Annotated in this window: 17 protein-coding genes; all 17 read left to right on the forward strand. The window is 57.0% G+C overall.

Annotated features, from left to right (window positions below; genetic code table 11):
- Positions 1–3 precede the first annotated feature (3 nt).
- A complete protein-coding gene (locus CAFE_RS08925; protein WP_156990400.1) occupies positions 4–2469 on the forward strand; it encodes a phage/plasmid primase, P4 family in 2466 nt (821 codons plus the stop codon).
- Positions 2470–2653: 184 nt separating this feature from the next.
- Complete coding sequence (locus CAFE_RS08930; RefSeq protein WP_166525103.1) at positions 2654–3067, forward strand: DUF1492 domain-containing protein; 414 nt, start codon at positions 2654–2656, stop codon at positions 3065–3067.
- A gap of 560 nt (positions 3068–3627) precedes the next feature.
- Positions 3628–4188 (forward strand): hypothetical protein, encoded by a 561-nt coding sequence (locus tag CAFE_RS08935; protein WP_156990403.1) that lies wholly within the window; start codon positions 3628–3630, stop codon positions 4186–4188.
- On the forward strand, positions 4185–6032 hold the full coding sequence (locus CAFE_RS08940) for a terminase gpA endonuclease subunit (protein WP_156990405.1): 1848 nt from the start codon (positions 4185–4187) through the stop codon (positions 6030–6032). Before CAFE_RS08935 ends, CAFE_RS08940 begins: the two co-directional genes overlap by 4 nt.
- Positions 6029–6241, forward strand: a complete 213-nt coding sequence (locus CAFE_RS08945) for a peptidylprolyl isomerase (protein ID WP_156990407.1) — start codon at positions 6029–6031, stop codon at positions 6239–6241. Before CAFE_RS08940 ends, CAFE_RS08945 begins: the two co-directional genes overlap by 4 nt.
- A 4-nt stretch (positions 6242–6245) precedes the next feature.
- Positions 6246–7802, forward strand: a complete 1557-nt coding sequence (locus CAFE_RS08950; RefSeq protein WP_156990409.1) for a phage portal protein — start codon at positions 6246–6248, stop codon at positions 7800–7802.
- Positions 7789–9801: a prohead protease/major capsid protein fusion protein gene (locus tag CAFE_RS08955; RefSeq protein ID WP_156990410.1), complete on the forward strand. Its 2013-nt coding sequence runs from the start codon at positions 7789–7791 to the stop codon at positions 9799–9801. Before CAFE_RS08950 ends, CAFE_RS08955 begins: the two co-directional genes overlap by 14 nt.
- A gap of 25 nt (positions 9802–9826) precedes the next feature.
- Entirely contained in the window at positions 9827–10147 is a 321-nt protein-coding gene (locus CAFE_RS08960; protein ID WP_156990411.1) for a DUF2190 family protein, read from the forward strand.
- A 9-nt stretch (positions 10148–10156) separates the two neighbouring features.
- Positions 10157–10465 carry a hypothetical protein gene (locus CAFE_RS08965; RefSeq protein ID WP_166525104.1) on the forward strand — a complete coding sequence of 103 codons (309 nt, stop codon included), beginning with the start codon at positions 10157–10159 and terminating at the stop codon, positions 10463–10465.
- Positions 10462–10788: a hypothetical protein gene (locus CAFE_RS08970; RefSeq protein WP_156990413.1), complete on the forward strand. Its 327-nt coding sequence runs from the start codon at positions 10462–10464 to the stop codon at positions 10786–10788. Before CAFE_RS08965 ends, CAFE_RS08970 begins: the two co-directional genes overlap by 4 nt.
- Positions 10788–11471, forward strand: coding sequence for a hypothetical protein (locus tag CAFE_RS08975; RefSeq protein WP_156990414.1), 684 nt, complete (start codon positions 10788–10790; stop codon positions 11469–11471). The genes CAFE_RS08970 and CAFE_RS08975 overlap by 1 nt, the downstream gene beginning before the upstream one ends.
- Positions 11468–12019 carry a hypothetical protein gene (locus tag CAFE_RS08980; RefSeq protein WP_156990415.1) on the forward strand — a complete coding sequence of 184 codons (552 nt, stop codon included), beginning with the start codon at positions 11468–11470 and terminating at the stop codon, positions 12017–12019. Before CAFE_RS08975 ends, CAFE_RS08980 begins: the two co-directional genes overlap by 4 nt.
- Positions 12020–12033: 14 nt before the next feature.
- Positions 12034–13485 (forward strand): phage tail sheath protein, encoded by a 1452-nt coding sequence (locus CAFE_RS08985; protein WP_156990416.1) that lies wholly within the window; start codon positions 12034–12036, stop codon positions 13483–13485.
- A complete protein-coding gene (locus tag CAFE_RS08990) occupies positions 13478–13990 on the forward strand; it encodes a phage major tail tube protein (protein WP_156990417.1) in 513 nt (170 codons plus the stop codon). Before CAFE_RS08985 ends, CAFE_RS08990 begins: the two co-directional genes overlap by 8 nt.
- Positions 13991–14001: 11 nt before the next feature.
- Entirely contained in the window at positions 14002–14475 is a 474-nt protein-coding gene (locus CAFE_RS08995; RefSeq protein WP_156990418.1) for a hypothetical protein, read from the forward strand.
- Positions 14476–14602: 127 nt separating this feature from the next.
- Entirely contained in the window at positions 14603–16408 is a 1806-nt protein-coding gene (locus tag CAFE_RS09000; protein WP_156990419.1) for a phage tail tape measure protein, read from the forward strand.
- Positions 16396–16614 carry a tail protein X gene (locus CAFE_RS09005; protein ID WP_156990420.1) on the forward strand — a complete coding sequence of 73 codons (219 nt, stop codon included), beginning with the start codon at positions 16396–16398 and terminating at the stop codon, positions 16612–16614. The genes CAFE_RS09000 and CAFE_RS09005 overlap by 13 nt, the downstream gene beginning before the upstream one ends.
- The last annotated feature ends 4 nt before the right edge of the window (positions 16615–16618 follow it).

Here is a 16618-nt window from a genome sequence, read left to right on the forward strand (position 1 = left end):
GCAATGCAATACGACAATATACCGCAGGAACTGATCCGCCGAAAACAGTGGGTCTGTCATCGTTATCCGGACAAAAGTCCCCTTTGCCCTCGGCCCAATTTCAGGGGGGAGCTTTTCCACGCGAAGGCCGACGACAGCTCGACCTGGGGGACCTTTGACGAGGCGATTCAGGCGGTGCGCGACTACGGAGCGTCCGGAATCGGGTTTGAGCTGGGAGACGGAATCGCCGGCGTCGATATCGATCACTGCATTGACGACGGGGAGCCGTCCGATTTCGCAAAGGAATTGATCGACGGCCTGCAGAGCTACGCCGAGGTTTCGCCGAGCGGGACGGGAATTCATATTCTCTGCAAGGGAAAGCTCCCCAATCGGGACGGCCGCAAAGACCCGATGCTGGGCCTTGAAATGTACGATTCGGTTCGTTATTTCACCGTTACAGGCAATGTTTTTTGCGACGAGGACGGCTTTGCTTATCCGCTTCGGGAATGCACTGAAACGCTTGATAAAATCCATAAAAAGTATTTAACGCGTGAAAACGCGAGGCAGACGCGGTTCGGGGAATCCGCTGACGAGGATCCGCAGCCTGTGACTGTTTCTCCGAAGAGAAAGGAACTGCCTGGAAACGGTTCGACCGGGGAACAGGCGAGGGACCTTTCCGATGAGCAAATTCTCGATATTGCGTTTCGCTCCAAAAACGGGGAGGAAATGCAGCGCTTGTATCGCGGGGATTGGTCAACAAACAAATATCCGTCGCAGAGCGAGGCGGATTTTGCTTTCGCGAGCTATCTGGCCTTTTGGTTTGACTGCAATCCGGAGCGAATGGACCGTGTTTTCCGCGCGTCCGGGATGTACCGTGACAAATGGGATCGTTCCGTCGGAGGAGGCCGGACCTACGGGCAATATACGCTTTCGCGCGCGGTCAAGGGTAAGGACCGCACGTTTGTCCCGATTGACCGCCAATATCAGCGGAAAGAGATTCCGCTGCCGGAGCCGCCTCCGGAACCGCCGAAAGGGGGAGTTTCCCCTCCGTCGGATCCCGCGGAAGATCATCCTCCGGCCGGGCCTGAAATCCAGAAGGATCCTCGCCTTTACACCTACGACGACACGGGAAACGCTTATCGCTTTCGTGACGCGTACAGCAGCGAAATCAAGTACGACCACATCAACAAAATCTGGATGATCTGGAGCGGCCAGCGATGGTGCGAGGACCAGACCGGCGAAATTAAGCGCCGCGCGGACGAGCTTCTGGAGCGGATGCGAAAGGAAGCAGACCCGGGCGGGGATAATGCCGTGAACGAAACGCTGATGAAGCATATCAGGAGAACAAGGTCCAGCAAGGCGAAAAAAGCAATGATCGAGGAAACGCAGCACCTTCCGGGAATCCCGATTCTTCCGAACGAGCTGGATCGGTACAAGGACGCGCTGAACGTAAAAAACGGCATTGTTGATCTGAAAACCGGGAAGCTGCGCCCGCACGACCGCCGGCTGAAGCTGTCGCTTCTGGCGGACGTGGAGTACATAGAGGGTGCTGCCTGTCCGTTATGGCTTAAATTCCTGGAAGAGATCACCAAAGGCGACAAAGAGCTTCAGCTCTACATCCAGCGCATGGTCGGGTATTTTCTGACCGGATCGACGGCGGAGCAGTGCCTTTTCTTTCTGTACGGCACGGGCTCCAACGGAAAAAGCACGTTTGTCAATATAGTCAGCTCTCTGTTCGGGGATTACACGAAAAACGCGCAGGCCGATACTATCATGCGCGTCGACCGCGGCAATTCCTCCGCGGCCCGGTCCGATATCGCCCGCCTGAAGAGCGTCCGCCTTGTAACGACGTCGGAGCCGTCGGGCGGCTGCGTGTTGGACGAGGCCCTGGTTAAGACGATGACCGGCGAGGATGTCATCACGGCCCGGAGGCTTTACCGGGAGGAATTCCAGTTCCGGCCGGAGTTTAAAATCGTGATGGCGACCAATGTCAAGCCGATCATCAAACACAGTGATCACGGGATCTGGCGACGGGTCCGGATGCTTCCGTTTGAGGCACAGATTGCCGACGACAAAAAGGATATTCATCTCGCGGAGAAGCTGCTGGCGGAAAAGCCAGGCATTTTTCAGTGGGCGCTTCGCGGGGCCGTGGACTGGTACCGGGAGGGAATGCCAGACTGTGTGCTGGTTGACGCCGCAAACGAGGAATATCGGCGTGAAATGGATAAGATGAAACAGTTTGTCGAGGACTGCATCGTGCAGGAAAAAGGCTGTTCGATTCCGTCCGGGCGGCTTTACGGGGTTTATAGGGCCTGGTGTTCGGAACGCGGAGAACGTTATCCCGCGTCTCAAAGCAAGTTTTCTCTGGACCTTCAGGACAACTATCATTTTTTCAAGAGAAAAACCTCAAGATTCAACGAATTTGTCGATGTGACTCTGTCAGACGCCGGGACGCAGCTCGCGACGATGGCCCCCGCTACCCCCCAGTAATGGAGGGGCGTGGAACCTTGGAGGGACTTCCGGAAACTTTCCCTAGGCAAACTATAGAACAGTTTTATACGAAGTGTTCCACCTTTCCATAAGTATCCACATAATCAGAATTCATCTTCCTTTTTTAGCTTATCCGCTCTTCCATGAAGCTCCATTTCTATCCATGAGGAGGTTTTTTACAATAATGAACAATGATGAAAAGAAAAAGAAATTGAGAGAGTATTTGTTGTCTGCCGACCGGCTCAAGAAAAAATGCGATGATGCTATCCGCTGGGAAAGCCTGAGTGCCGGGCCGTCCGGAATGATTCTCAATCGCGGCGGAAAGGGGCGGCCTGATACGATCAAGGAAACCGCGATGCAGGCCAGACAGGAATGCGAGGATTTGGCGGTCGAAACCAGAAGACTGCGGCAAGAGCTGAACGACGCGCTCGCCCTGATGGAGGATAACCAGCTGAGGTCCATCATCGAGGGGCTGTATATCGACGGGATGAGCACCCGGCAGCTTCGGGAGAAAAAAAGCTATTCGGAACGGCATATGCGCCGCCTGACGAGCATGGCAATCCGGGAGCTGGACCGATGCAGCACATTCTTTTCCTAAAAGATGGCCGGAAATGTCCGGGAATGTCCGCAAATGTCCGGTTGAAATCAACACCGTTCTTGACGTATAATCATGCTCAGAGAGGTATGCTCGCATGGGCATATCTCTTTTTTCGTATTCAAATTAAAATCAGGCTGAAATTAAAGCCCGATTCCTGAATTCAAATGGACTCTGCCAGTTATCAACATCTAGTGGTTGAAAGTGTTGATAACAGCGTATTTACCACAGAATATTCCGCTTTTACATCAGGAACGCCTAGGAGGGGAGAACATTACGGGTCCTTCTGGCCCCATACCCCCGTTGCGGGTCTTGCGAGGCCCGGGGAATACCCGTTTTAAAAACGGCGGAATTACTTTGAATTTTTGAAAAGCCGAAATCCCTTGCCGCACAGGTAAAACTTGTGCAGAACGACGGGAAAGCCGCAATCGAGCCAAACGCGGCAAAAGCAGAAGCGGTTCGGCGTTTTGACGAAAAAGCGGGGTGTGCTGCTGGTGTGAATTTTGGTGTTCCGGGAATGGAAGCAAGCTGAAAAATCATCAATGGGGAAGGGGGCGCGGAGTTTGGCTGACGAGGAAAAGGTTGAACAAAAAGGAGACCTGTATTTCGAGGGCGGAACGATTATCGCGAGTACAAAGTATGCGGCGGCATATTTCGGGGTAACCCCTGCGACGCTGAGCAACTGGGTTAAGGCCGGATGCCCGAGAGCGAGACACGGATATTACGATATCAAGGCCGTAACGGAATGGAACGCGCAGAAAGAGGGAGAGCGCCTGGCGGAAGTCGCCAGAACGGACCCCGCAAAGATGTCACCGAGCCAGATGAAAACCCACTATGACGCGCTGCTGAAACAGGCCCAGCTGGAAGCGACGCAAATGAAGAACCAGATCGCCGGCGGAGAATATCTGCCGAAAACGGAAATTGTGAGTTCGCTCAGCAGGCTTTTCTCGCTGCTTCGGGCTTCCGTGATAGGCCTGGGTCATGAACTGGGAATGACGGTTGCCTCTTACATTGACGCGGATGAAGCGAGAAAAATCGACAAGCTGATCACCGACCGGGTCGAGGACGCGCTGTCGCAGATGTCGGTCGACGGAGTCTATCAACCGGGAGCTGATTTGCCGTGAAGCCGTGGGTTGTGCCGGATTGGATCCGGACCGCGCTTTTAACGCTGCGGCCTCCCGGGAAAAAGACGGTCAGCGAATGGGCCGACGAATACCGGGTGCTGTCGCTGGCGGAATCCAGTAAACCGGGACCCTGGCGGACGGATTACATGCCTTATCTGCGGGAAATTATGGACGCTTTTTCCGATCCGGAGGTCGAGGAAATCGGAGTGGTGAAAGCGACGCAGGAGGGCGGAACCGAGGCGATCCTGAACATGATGGGGTCCGCGATCTGTCAGGACCCGGGACCAATGCTGGTTGTGTACCCCCAGAAAGAACTGGCCGAGCGGATCAGCGAGCACCGGATCCGGCCGATGATCATGAACTGCAAAGAGCTGAAAAAACGGTTCGACGAAAGCAGCAAACGGCTGGATCTGAATTTTTCCGGCGGCGTCAATATCGGGATCGTCGGAGCGAATTCACCGAGCGACCTCGCCTCTTTTCCGATCCGGTATGTTTTTCTGGATGAAGAGGATAAGTATCCGGTTCAGGCCGGGAAGGAAGCGAGTCCGGCAAAGCTCGCGATGGAGCGGCAGAAAACGTACCCTGCGAACAAGAAAACGGTCAGGGTTTCGACGCCGGTTTTTGAATCCGGACCGACCTGGAAGAACTGGCTGAAGGCCGACACGCAGATGGAGTGCTTTGTGAAATGCCCGAACTGCGGCGCGAGCTGGACGTTTCAATTCCGTCAGCTGCGCTGGCCGGAAGGGAGCAGCCCGGACCAGGCAAGAAAAGAAGCGTTTTACGTCTGCGAGGAATGCGGCTGTTTAATTTCGGACGCCGAGAAAAACGAGATGGTCCGGCACTGCGAATGGAAACCGGTCAAAACCAACGGAAGCCGCCGCAGGATCGCCTTTCGGCTCAATGCTTTTTATTCTCCGCTTCTGCGGTTCGGTGACATCGCCGCGGAATTCCTGGATGACAAGGATCAGCCGGAGCTGCTGCAGAATTTTATCAATTCCTGGCTCGGGGAGCCGTTCAAAGAGGTCGAGCGCGAACTGGACGCGGACCGGCTGCTGGCGGAGCGGCAGAGCAATTTCGAAAAGCTGGTAGTCCCGCCGGGAACGGTAATGCTGACCGGCGGCGTCGACGTTCAGAGAAAATGCTTTTACTGGGTTGTCCGGGCGTGGCGCGCGAACATGACGAGCTACAACATCGCGCACGGACAGGCATTTACCTGGAATGAAATCGAGGAGGTCATGAACGCCGAATACAGGGACAAGCGAAACAGTCGCTTTCAGGTAAACCTGTGCGCGGTGGATTCCGGAGACCAGACCGACGACGTTTATGATTTCTGCGCCGTCAATCGTGAGTGGGCGGTTCCGGTCAAGGGCTCCAGCAACCGTATGATCACGAAATACCGGCCTTCGGTGATCGACCGGGACGGGATTTCCAAAGGGATGACGCTGCTGATGGTCGACACGGATTATTACAAGGACATGATCTTTTCCCGCATTTTGCGGGATGAAGAAGAGGGCGGATGGTTTGTTTTTCATGGCTGCGACCCGGAGTACGCCGAAATGATCACTGCGGAGCAGAAGGTAATTTCACGGGTGCGCGGACACCTGGTCAGTCACTGGGAGCAAAAATCGACCGGGGCCGCGAACCATTATCTTGACTGCGAAGTCTATGCCGCCTGCGCCGCGGATGTGTTCGGGATCCGGACGCTTCGGGCGAACCAGGCGAGGAGGGAACAGAGCGAAGCAGTACCGCCGGAACGGCAGCCGAATCTGATGCCGGAACCCTCCGGCATTGAGGAAAAAAGAACATACGGCGGGAAATCTTTCCGGAGGAGGCGATGGAGATGACGATTGCGGAGCTGGAAACGCGAAGAGACGGGATCCTGCAGGCAATTAAAAAAATTGAGAACGGGGCGCAGGAATACCGGATCGGGACAAGAACCGTACAGAGGGCGGACCTTGCGACGCTGTACGCGGAGTACCGGATGGTCAGCAAAGAAATTGACCTGATTGCGCGGCCCGGAACGACGGTTGCGTTCTTAAGGCGGAGGAGGTGATAAGTTGAGCCGGAAAATGAGCCTGATTAACCGGATGTTGCTGCCGATCGCGCCGAAAACCGCGTGTCGGCGGGAAGCGTGGGCTCAGTATGGAAGGAGCTTTTACTCCGCCGCGGATACGGGGCCGCGTGCCGGCGGCTGGACGCGGAGTAACCCGACCGGAGAGCAGGCGAACCAGGGGAACCGGGATCTGATCCGCGGACGGTCCCGGGACCAGGAGCGGAACAGCGATATTCTAAACGCCGAGATTCTGGCACTGGAGCGCAATGTGGTCGGTTCCGGGTTTGTCCTTCAGGCGAAGGTCCGAAACGCGGCCGATGGGGACGATGAAACGCTGAATTCACAGATTGAGGAGGCCTGGCGCGAGTGGTGCCGTCCGCAAAACTGCGAAGTTACCGGGCGCTTCAGTTTTTCGGACCTTGCGTCAATGGTGATTCGGCGACGGTATACGGACGGCGGAATCCTGATTCTGAAAGTGCTTCTCGCCGGGCGGTACCAGCTGCAGCTGCTGGAAGTCGATGATCTGGATTCGAGCGTGCAGATGTTTGACAACCACAGGGTGGTCGGCGGGATCGAGATCGACGAGTACCGCAGGCCGGTCGCTTATTTCATCAAGGTTTATGATGAGTGGGGCGTTTCGGTCAAGTCACAGCGGATCCCGGCGGACCGGGTTGTATATCTGCCATACCTGACCAGGCCGAGCCAGGTGCGCGAGATGACGCCTTTCGCCCCGGCGCTCGGACGTATCGACGATACGAACGAGCTAATTGACGCATCGATCGAAAAAGAACGGGTTTTGTCCCACCTTTCGGCGGTGGTGGAAAAGGATACCGGGATACTGACCGGGGTCGCGGGGCTGGGACGCGGCTATTACGACGCGCCGGTGGAGGCGGTTCCTGGGGCCGGCCCCGGACAGCCGCCGCCCAAAGCCGAAATATTGGAGCAGGGCACGATTACATACTTAAAACCCGGCGAAAAAATTTCCACGATCGCGCCGGCGGGAACCAGCTCCACGGTGGACCCGATCATCAAGACGACCCAGCGCATGGCAGGCAGCTCGATCGGTCTGAGCTACGAGGCGGTTTCGCGCGACATGAGCCGGTCGACCTATTCTTCCGCCCGGCAGGGGTTTCTGGAGGACAAAAGGACCTATATGCCGCAGCAGCAGTACCTGGTGGATCACCTTCTGGACGTGATTTACCCCGAGTGGCTGGACTGGGCGGTGCTGACCGGGCGGATTCCGATTCCGGACTATTTCCGGGAACCGGCTCCGTACCGGCGTCATGTGTGGATTGCCTCCGGGTGGGACTGGATCGACCCGGCCAAGGAAACGGGTGCGAACCTGACCGCGCTGCAGACCAATCAAAAAACGCTGCAGGAGATCTGTGCGGAAAAGGGCAAGGACTGGCGCGAGGTTTTGGCGCAGCGAAAGCGGGAAACGGACATGCTCCGGAAGCTGGGGCTGGACAGCGGACTCAATTCCGCGGCGGTGCCGGAGGCTCCGCCCGATCAACCGGACGATGAAAATAACGACGAGGAGGATCTCAATGATGAGGAATAACGGTCCGTTTTTAACCCGGGCGGCAGAAAACGGAAGTTCCGGAATTTTGGTTCGGCAGCAGACGCTGGAATGCCGGGCGGTGGACGGAGCGGAGAATCAGTATGAAATCTCTTTTTCGAGCGAGGAGCCTTATGTGAGGTGGGGAGTACCGGAAATTCTGGCGCACACGCCGGATGCGGTAGACTTGAGCTGTTTTAACGACGGCGGTACGGGGGTCCTGCTGTTTAACCACGGAACGGATCCGTCCTATGGCAAGGTGCCAATCGGCAAGGTGGTAAAGGCATGGCTGGACGAACCGGCACACAAATGCCGGGCGGTGATCGAAATGGACGCCGACGACCCGCAAGCCGCGCGGCTGCAGTCAAAGCTGGACAAGGGAATGCTCAGCGGCGTTTCCGTCGGTTATACCGTGGGAGCGTGGATGGAACTGCAGCCGGGACAGAAAAGTGCGGACGGGCGTTTTACCGGCCCGGCGAATATTGCGGTTCAGTGGAAAGCCTGGGAAATCAGTTTAGCGCCGATCCCCGCCGATCCAACGGTTGGGCTCGGAAGAAATATGACAATTTCAGAGGAGGTAAAAAACATGGATGAAAACACTTTGACCGGGACGGGAAGCGGCGCTTCGCAAAGCGGAGCAGCTGTCCCGGCAGCGGGACAGACCGAAGAAAGAGCACAGAGCACGGCAAAGCCGGCGGCTCCCGCGGCAGCGCCGGATCCGGTGGCGGCGGAACGGCAGAGGTCCGCTGAAATCACAACGCTGTGCCGCAGTTTCGACATGGACGACGCGGCGGCGGGGTACATCACGGCGGGAACTTCGATCGACCTGGTGCGTTCTCAAATTCTGAATCAGCTGCAGCAGCGCAATGCTCCGGTCGCTGCGGGCGCGGAAGGCGGCAACGTGAGCGTGACCCGTGACGAGGCGGATAAGTTTCGCTCCGCGGCCGCGGACGGGCTGCTGATGCGCTGCGGTGTGGCGGTTGAAGCTCCGGCGGACGGCGCGAATGAATTCCGGGGAATGAGCTTGCAGGCGATTGCGGCGGAGTGCCTTACAAGAGAAGGAGAATCCAGAGCGAACCGCATGAGCCGGGACGATCTGTTCCGCCGGTCGATGACGCCGGACAGCGCGTTCGTCGCGATCGCGGACGACGTTGCGAACCGGACGGTCCTTGCGGCGCAGCAGTTGGCCCCGACCACATTCCAGCTCTGGACCAGCACGGCAAGCCAGCCGGATTTCCGCCCGACGCACATCTATGAGATCAGCGACGGCGGGGCTTTGGAGGAAATCCCGCAGAACGGCGAATTTAAAGAAGCGAAGCTCTCCGATCAGGAGGTTGCGACCCGCCGTTTGATCACGGTCGGCAAGATGGTCAACTTTACCCGTCAGCTTTTCATCAACGATGATATCGGGCAGATCACCCGGACGCTGACCGCGTACACGCTGGCTTTCGCGCGCGGGATTAACCAGAGCGTTTATGAAATCCTGAAATCCAATCCCGCGACGCAGGACGGGAACCAGCTGTTCAGCGCGCCGCACAAAAACCTGGGAACCGGGGCAGCCCCGGGAACGGCGTCGTTTTCGGAGGCCCGCCGCCTGATGCGCCAGCAGACCGACATGGACGGAAAAACGAAGCTCAACATCGCGCCCGCTTTTGTTCTGACCGGTTCCTCGACCGAAACCAGCATTGAGGCGCTGCTCGCGTCGCTTGCCGACCCGTCCCAGAACAACGCGAACGTCGCGAACGTGTTCCGCAACAAGCTGCAGATGATCACAGACGCGGAGCTGGATGTGGACAGCGGCGCGCAGCCGTATTTCTTCGCGGCGAACCCGGCGCTGACGCCGACGATCGAAATCAGCTACTTAAACGGCAACGAAACCCCGGTCGTCGAATCCGAAGTGAGCTTCGACCATCTCGGGATCCGGTACCGGATTTACGGGGACCGCGGGATCACGTTGCTCGGGTACCGCGGACTGGTCAAAAATCCCGGCGTCGAAGCCTGACGCCGGAGAAACGGAGGAATTAACAATGGCTAATTATGTGCAGCCCGGGAAGATCATCAACTACAAAAACGACACGGGGGCGAATATCGCCTACGGGGATGTGGTGGTTCTTTCTTCCCGGATCGGCGTCGCGGAATGCGGGATTGCAAACGGGGAAATCGGCTCGGTCGGTCTGGAGGGCGTCTATGAATTCCCGGCGGAAACAACCGCAGCTTTCGCGGTCGGGCAGAAAATCTATTGGGACGACGCCAACAAACGCCTGACGGCGACGGAGGGAACGATTTTCGCCGGAATCGCGGTCGAAGCGAAAGCCTCGGCAGATGATTTCGCGCTTGTTAAGATGTAACGGAGGAGTATGATGATCAAATTATTGGTGCCGGCGATGATCGGGGGCCGGATGATCCCGGCCGGCAGGGTTACGGCAGCGCCGGAGGCTCTGGAAAAAAAGCTGATTGCAGCCGGAAACGCGCGGCGGGAGCCGGCAATGGAGAATTTGGAGTTTGAACAAGCGGTGAAAGAAGCTGAAGCGGAACTCGAAAAAAAAGAGATAGCAAAATCGGCTGAAACATCCCAAGCCGGGACGGCGGCCGAAACGGAGACTTCCGGTGAAACTGCCGCCGCTCCTGACCTGAATCTCGGCCGTTCCGGAGTGCAGGCAAAATGAGCCTGAAGGACCAGATTGCCGGTGACCTTGACCTGTTTTTTGACCTTGACGAGATGGCGGAGCCCCACACACTGACCATAGGCGGGACGGAGCGCGAAATTTCCGCGATCGTCGACGGGGACGGAGGCCAGCGGAACAGCCTGAAAGCGCCCGGAGGAGCATACGACGGCGACCTGCTGTTCTACGCAAAAACCGCAGACCTTTCCGGCGCTGTGCAAAACGCGCTGATTCAGTGGGACGGGGTCCCGTACCGCGTCGGCCCGGTCGTCGAGGAAGACGGGATATCTCAGGTGACTCTGACCGCAGGACAGGGGGGATTTTGATGGGCAATTCCGAAATCTACGCGAATACCGGACAGCTTGACAAAGTCGCGAAGCTGCTGGAGGGGTTCCCCTCCGAAGGCGGAAAAATCATGAACCGGGTGCTGCTCCGCGCGGCGGACACGGTGCGGGTCGAAACCGGACGTCAGATTCCAAAGGTCTACGGAGCGCCTCAGAAAGAAATTCGCGATGCGCTGAACGGCAAAAAACGCAAGGTTAAGACCGTAATGGGCGCGTCCGGCACCGGAAGTGTTTCTGTGGAGGTTGTGGGGCGGCCCTTGACGATCACAAGATTTCGGCATACGCCGACGGTTCCCCGGAAAGCGGCGAAGGGCAAAAAACGCCGGGCCTATACCGCGAAAGCGATGATTTTCAAAAACAACGGAATGCTCAGCGTCGGTCCGGTGATGCGGCAGGGAAAGCTGAAACCGGTTTTTCTGATGCCGGTGAAAAAAAACAATGACGGCGGCGGTCGCTATCTGTTTGCTTTCCGAAGCGGAGAGAAAAAGAACGGGCGGGAAAAACTTCATGTAATTCGCACCCTGTCCGTTCCGCAGATGGTCACCAATGAAAACGTCGGGCCGGAAATTGTGAATCGGGTGAACCAGACTGTTTTTAAGCGCCTGACCCATGAGCTTGACCGGGAATTCGGGAATTTGGGGACGAATCTGATGGAGGAGAAATGATGCTGAAAATGAACGCTTCGCCTCAGACCGCTTCTTCGCTGAAGCTGATTCAAAAGTGGTTGAGCGACCATATCGCAGCGGACGGCATGCAACTGAAACAGTCGCAGAAAGACAATAAAATCGGCAATTATGTTTTAGCCGCTCCTGCTGTACATATCGGGCTGGTTCCGCCGAATGGCGTTGTCGACCCGGCGGCGGGGCTGCGGGTTCCGTGCCTTGTGATCGGTGCTGCGGAGTCGGACAGCGACGCGGAGGAAACCCGCATTACCCTGCAGATCACGGCGATTGTTTATGATCCCGGAACGCAGGACGGGCCTGCTTCCCTGGTTCCGAACTTTGACGGGTATCTGACGCTGATCAATCTTCTTGACCGCGTTCGTGAATGGGTTATGAAGGAGGATGGAGCCGCCGGGTGTTTTTCGCTGGAGGGCGGGGTGAAGCTGACTCCCTACGAAGAACAGCCGTGGCCTTACTGGTACGGATTCCTGACGTTTACGGTTTCCGGCGAACCGTATCCCGTGACAAAATACGCCGATGTACTGAGATAAGGAAGTGAATGAAAATGAGTGATTACAGGCACGGGGCCTACGCCGACCAGCAGGCAAGCCGGGACTATACGTCCCCTTCCGCCGCCGGAACCGTCCCGGTTTATATCGGGCGGGCTCCGGTCCACCAGCTGGCGGACTATTCCGGAACGCAGAATGTCCCAATCCGGATTACCTCCTGGCTGGATGCGATGTGCAAAATCGGGTACAGCGAAAACTGGAACAATTACGATCTGTGCGAAGCGGTGTACGCGCATTTCCGGAATTCTGTAAACAGCGTCGGACCGATCATTGTCATTAACGCAATGAACCCCGACAATCACAAAAATGAAGAGCAAAAGACCGCAACGGTCAGCTTTACGCGCAAGACCGCGGTGATCAGAAATCCGGACGTGATCCTGAAAACCATTACAATCGCAAATAAAGTTTTTGGGACTGATTACAGCGCGGAATATTCCGACGACGGATTGAGCGTGATTTTAACGGATCTGACCGGCAGCATGGAAAGCGCGGAGGTTTCCTATTACGAGGCTGACCCGTCGGCGGTTACGGAGACGGACGTCGTCGCGGCGATTAACGCGGGGGTTCCCCTGGTCTACTATCATCTTTCGATCGTCCCGACGATTCTCTGTTCGCCCGGCTGGAGTACCCGCGCGAACGTCCTTGCGGCGCTAACAGGAATGCTGGACCGGATTAACGGCCACTGGTACGCGTGGCTGAACGCGGACCTTGACGCCTCGCCGGGGCAGACCTCGGAGTCGGTTTCCGCTAAAATTTCCGCCGCGATTGCAGCGAAAAAAGCGCTGGAATCCATTACCGGCGCGGGAGCGATTCTGTGGCCGATGGCTCAAAAGTCCGGACGGCTGTTTCACGCGAGCACGCTGAACACGGTGACGATGCAGTGGGTCGATTCCCAGAACGGGAATATTCCCGATGAAACCCCGAGCAACAAGCAGATTGACATTGACGGGATGTGTTTCAGCGACGGTACCGCCGTTCAATTTGACCAGACCGCGGCGAACCTGCTCAACGCCGCGGGAATTGATACAATGACCTACTGGGAGGGCGAATGGCGCATGTGGGGGCCGCACACGATGAAATATGTGTACGGAACCGAAATGGATGCGAGGGATGTTTTTGACGTCAATGTGAGAATGATGCGCTATATTGAAAACAATTTTCAGCGGCAGTACGGAGCCGATGTCGACAAGCCGATGACCAGAGGGCGGAAAGACGCGATTTTAAACGATTTTCAGGCGTGGATGGACGGATTGATTCAGGACGGCGCTCTGCTGACCGGAACGATTTTGTTTGAGGAGAGCGAAAACCCGCAGAGCGATCTTGTAGAGGGCAATTTTGTATTTTCAACGGAATTCACGAATCCGATTCCGGGGAAGAGCCTGACGAATCAGGTTCGCTGGAGCGCGAGCGGCCTGAGTTCCCTGTTTGGAGGTGTTGCTGATGCGTAAGCTCATAATCGGCGCGACCGGTGGGATAAAAGTTTTTGCCAACGGGTCGGAGCTGTCTAACGTGACCAGTATTTCGTTTCCGGAAATCGAGCTTTCGAGCGAGGAAATCTCCGGCGCGGGAATTCTGGGCAGTATCGCAATGCCGACGCCGGGACAGTTCGGGGCAATGACGACGACGGTTTCCCTTCGCGCGGCGGGAAAGGACAAAAAATACCTGCTGGCTTCTGTGGTGAATCTGGAAATCCGGCTGGGCGCGAATTTCAGGGCGAGCGATGGAACCCTGTATGTCGCCGGAACGCGGATTTACGTTCGGGGCAACCCGATCAAGGTTGCGAACGGCAGTGGCGAAATCGGCAAAACAAGGGACGAAAGCGTCGATTATTCGACGACCCGGTACCGCGAGGTCGTGGACGGGGAGGAAACGCTGCTGATTGACCAGATCGCCGGAATTTACCGTGTCGGGGGCGAAAATATGCTTGCCGGGCTGAATTCCGCGCTGGGCTGATAGGAGGAAAAATGAAAAAGACGGATGGACCCGAAGAAATGAACGAAATTGCCGGAATGGGCGACCTTGGCGATGAACGGACGGTGATCCCGATGGGAGAGCTCGGCGCGGAGGCGCAGCCGCCGGAAGAATTGCAGGATTCCGAACACGGCCTTGTCCTGAAGCACCCGATCAAAATCGGCGGAGAGGTTGTCAGAGCTTTGGAATTCGATCTGGACGGCCTGACGGCGGCGGACCTGCACTACGCCTCAAAATACCTTAAAAATCTGGGGATTCCTGTCAGTGTGCCGGCGCTGGATTACGAGTACCAGCTGACGCTGTTCGTCCGGGCCGTGAAGAAAAAGATGGGAAACGTGGAATATTCTGACTTAATGCGGCTTTCCGCTTCCGATGCGTCGAGGGCGACCGGGCTGGTGAGGGATTTTTTGCTCGACAAGGACCCCGGGCTCAGGGACCTGGGATCCGAAGAATCGTCGCGCAGCTGACGGTTGTCACCGCAAACAGCGTGAAGTCGCTGAACCGAATGCCGATCGGCGAATTGATGCAGTTGTTTGACGATGTGTGCGATTTGCTGGAACAGATGAAAGCTCTGGAGAAAGAAGGTGAGGAACCGTGAAGGGAAAAGAGCTGAAAGCGCTGATTACGCTTGCGGGAAAGGTCGACCCGTCGTTACAGGCCGCCATGCTGAAGGCCAGCAAGCAGAGCAGGAAAACATCCGGAGTTATCGGCAAGGCAATGAGCGCGATGAACAAGGGGATTCTTACCGGAGCGGGAAAAATCAGCCCGGCGTTTCAGGCTCAGCTGGGGAAGGTCGAATTAAAAGCGGCGAAGGTGTTCAGCACCGTACAAAAGGGAGCCGGCGCGGTCGGTAAAGGCTTTCAAGCGGCCGGGAAGGTTGCGAAAGGCCTTGCAATCGGCGTCGGCGCGGCAGGCGCGGTCTCTCTCGCGGCGATTGCGCCGCTTGCGAAAACCGGACTCGATTACGCGAGCAGCCTGACGGAGGTTCAGAACGTCGTGGACACGACCTTCGGACAGAGCGCGTCCGCGATCGACAGTTTTGCCGGAACGGCGCTGAAATCCTTCGGAATCTCAACACTGCAGGCAAAACAGTTCAGCTCCACCCTTGGAACGATGTACAAAAGCATGGGCGTCGGCGCCGATCAGACGCTGACGATGTCCAAAAACATGACGGCGCTCGCCGGGGATATGGCGTCGTTTTACAACCTTGACCCCAGCGAAGCGTTTGAAAAGATTCGGGCGGGGGTATCCGGAGAAACGGAGCCTCTGAAAGAGCTCGGAATCAACATGAGCGTCGCCAATTTACAAGCTTACGCAATGTCGAAAGGGATGAAGACCAATTACAGTGATATGTCGCAGGCGCAGCAGGCAACCCTGCGGTATAACTATCTGATGCAGGCGACCGCGGACGCGCAGGGCGATTTTTCAAAGACCAGCGGCAGCTACGCGAACCAGCAGCGGCTGTTTCAGGAAAACCTTCAGCAGGTGTCCGGAACGGTTATGTCAAAAGTGATTCCGGCGCTGAGCTCCGGAATGCAGCAGCTCAACGGATTCCTGGGGAGCCTGGACACGAACGCGCTGGGCGGCTTTGTCGGGCAGATTGCGAACATGGCGGTTGCGTTTCTGCCGATGGTAATGCAGATTCTTCCGTTGTTCGGAAGCCTGCTGGGGATGATCCTGCCGCCGCTGATCAGCATCGGCCAGCAAATCATGCCTGTAATCGTCAGTGTGGTGCAGACGCTGCTGACGGCCTTGCAGCCGCTGATTCCCCCGATCATGCAGTTTGTTCAGGCCCTGCTGCCGCCGATTCAGCAAATGCTGAGCGCGTTAAGCCCTGTGATTATTGCGATTGCGACGGTTTTGGGAGCAGTGCTGGGACCGGCGCTTAGCTTAGTAGCGGGTATTATCCAAAAGATTGCGGATATTATTTCCGCCGTCGCGAAACCGATCGGTGACTTCTTTGGGAAAATCGGGTCGTTTCTGGGAATCAGCGGGCAGGCACAGCAGCAGATCGCGAGCGTCGGGTCGGCGGCCTCGACAGCGACGGTGCCGGCTTACGCGAACGGAGGCCTGGCGAGCAGTCCGTCCATCTTTGGCGAGGCGGGCCTTGAAATGGCGATTCCGATCCGGCCGGGCAGCGGTCGCAGCCTCAACCTTTTGGCACAGACGGCGAGGCTGCTCGGGCTTGGGAAAGACGCCCCGGAAAACCCGGCGGCGGCTCAAAAGCAGCAGAAGCGCTTTTTCGGAAGCAGGACGACCGTGGTTCATTTTAAGTATGCGCCGGTCTTTCACGGGAGCAACCGTCCGGAGGAACAGATTCTTCGCAATGACGCGCAGAACGTCCGCCGGGTTCTGGACGATTACTTTGGGGAAAGGAGGCGGCTTGCATGGGAGGAGTAACGGACGGCTTCGATTATGTCACGCAGGAGGGCGACACGTTCGACATGCTGGCGCTTGACGCGTACAACGACGAGTTTCGCGCGGAGGAAATTATCCGCGCGAACCCGCGGTATGCCGGAGTTGTGATTTTTGACGCGGGGGTAGCGCTGAGGATTCCGTATCTGGAAACCGCCGCGCCGGAAACTCTGCCGCCTTGGAAGAGGTGAACAC

The sequence above is a fragment of the Caproicibacter fermentans genome (assembly GCF_009746625.1).
Taxonomy (GTDB): Bacteria; Bacillota; Clostridia; order Oscillospirales; family Acutalibacteraceae; genus Caproicibacter; species Caproicibacter fermentans.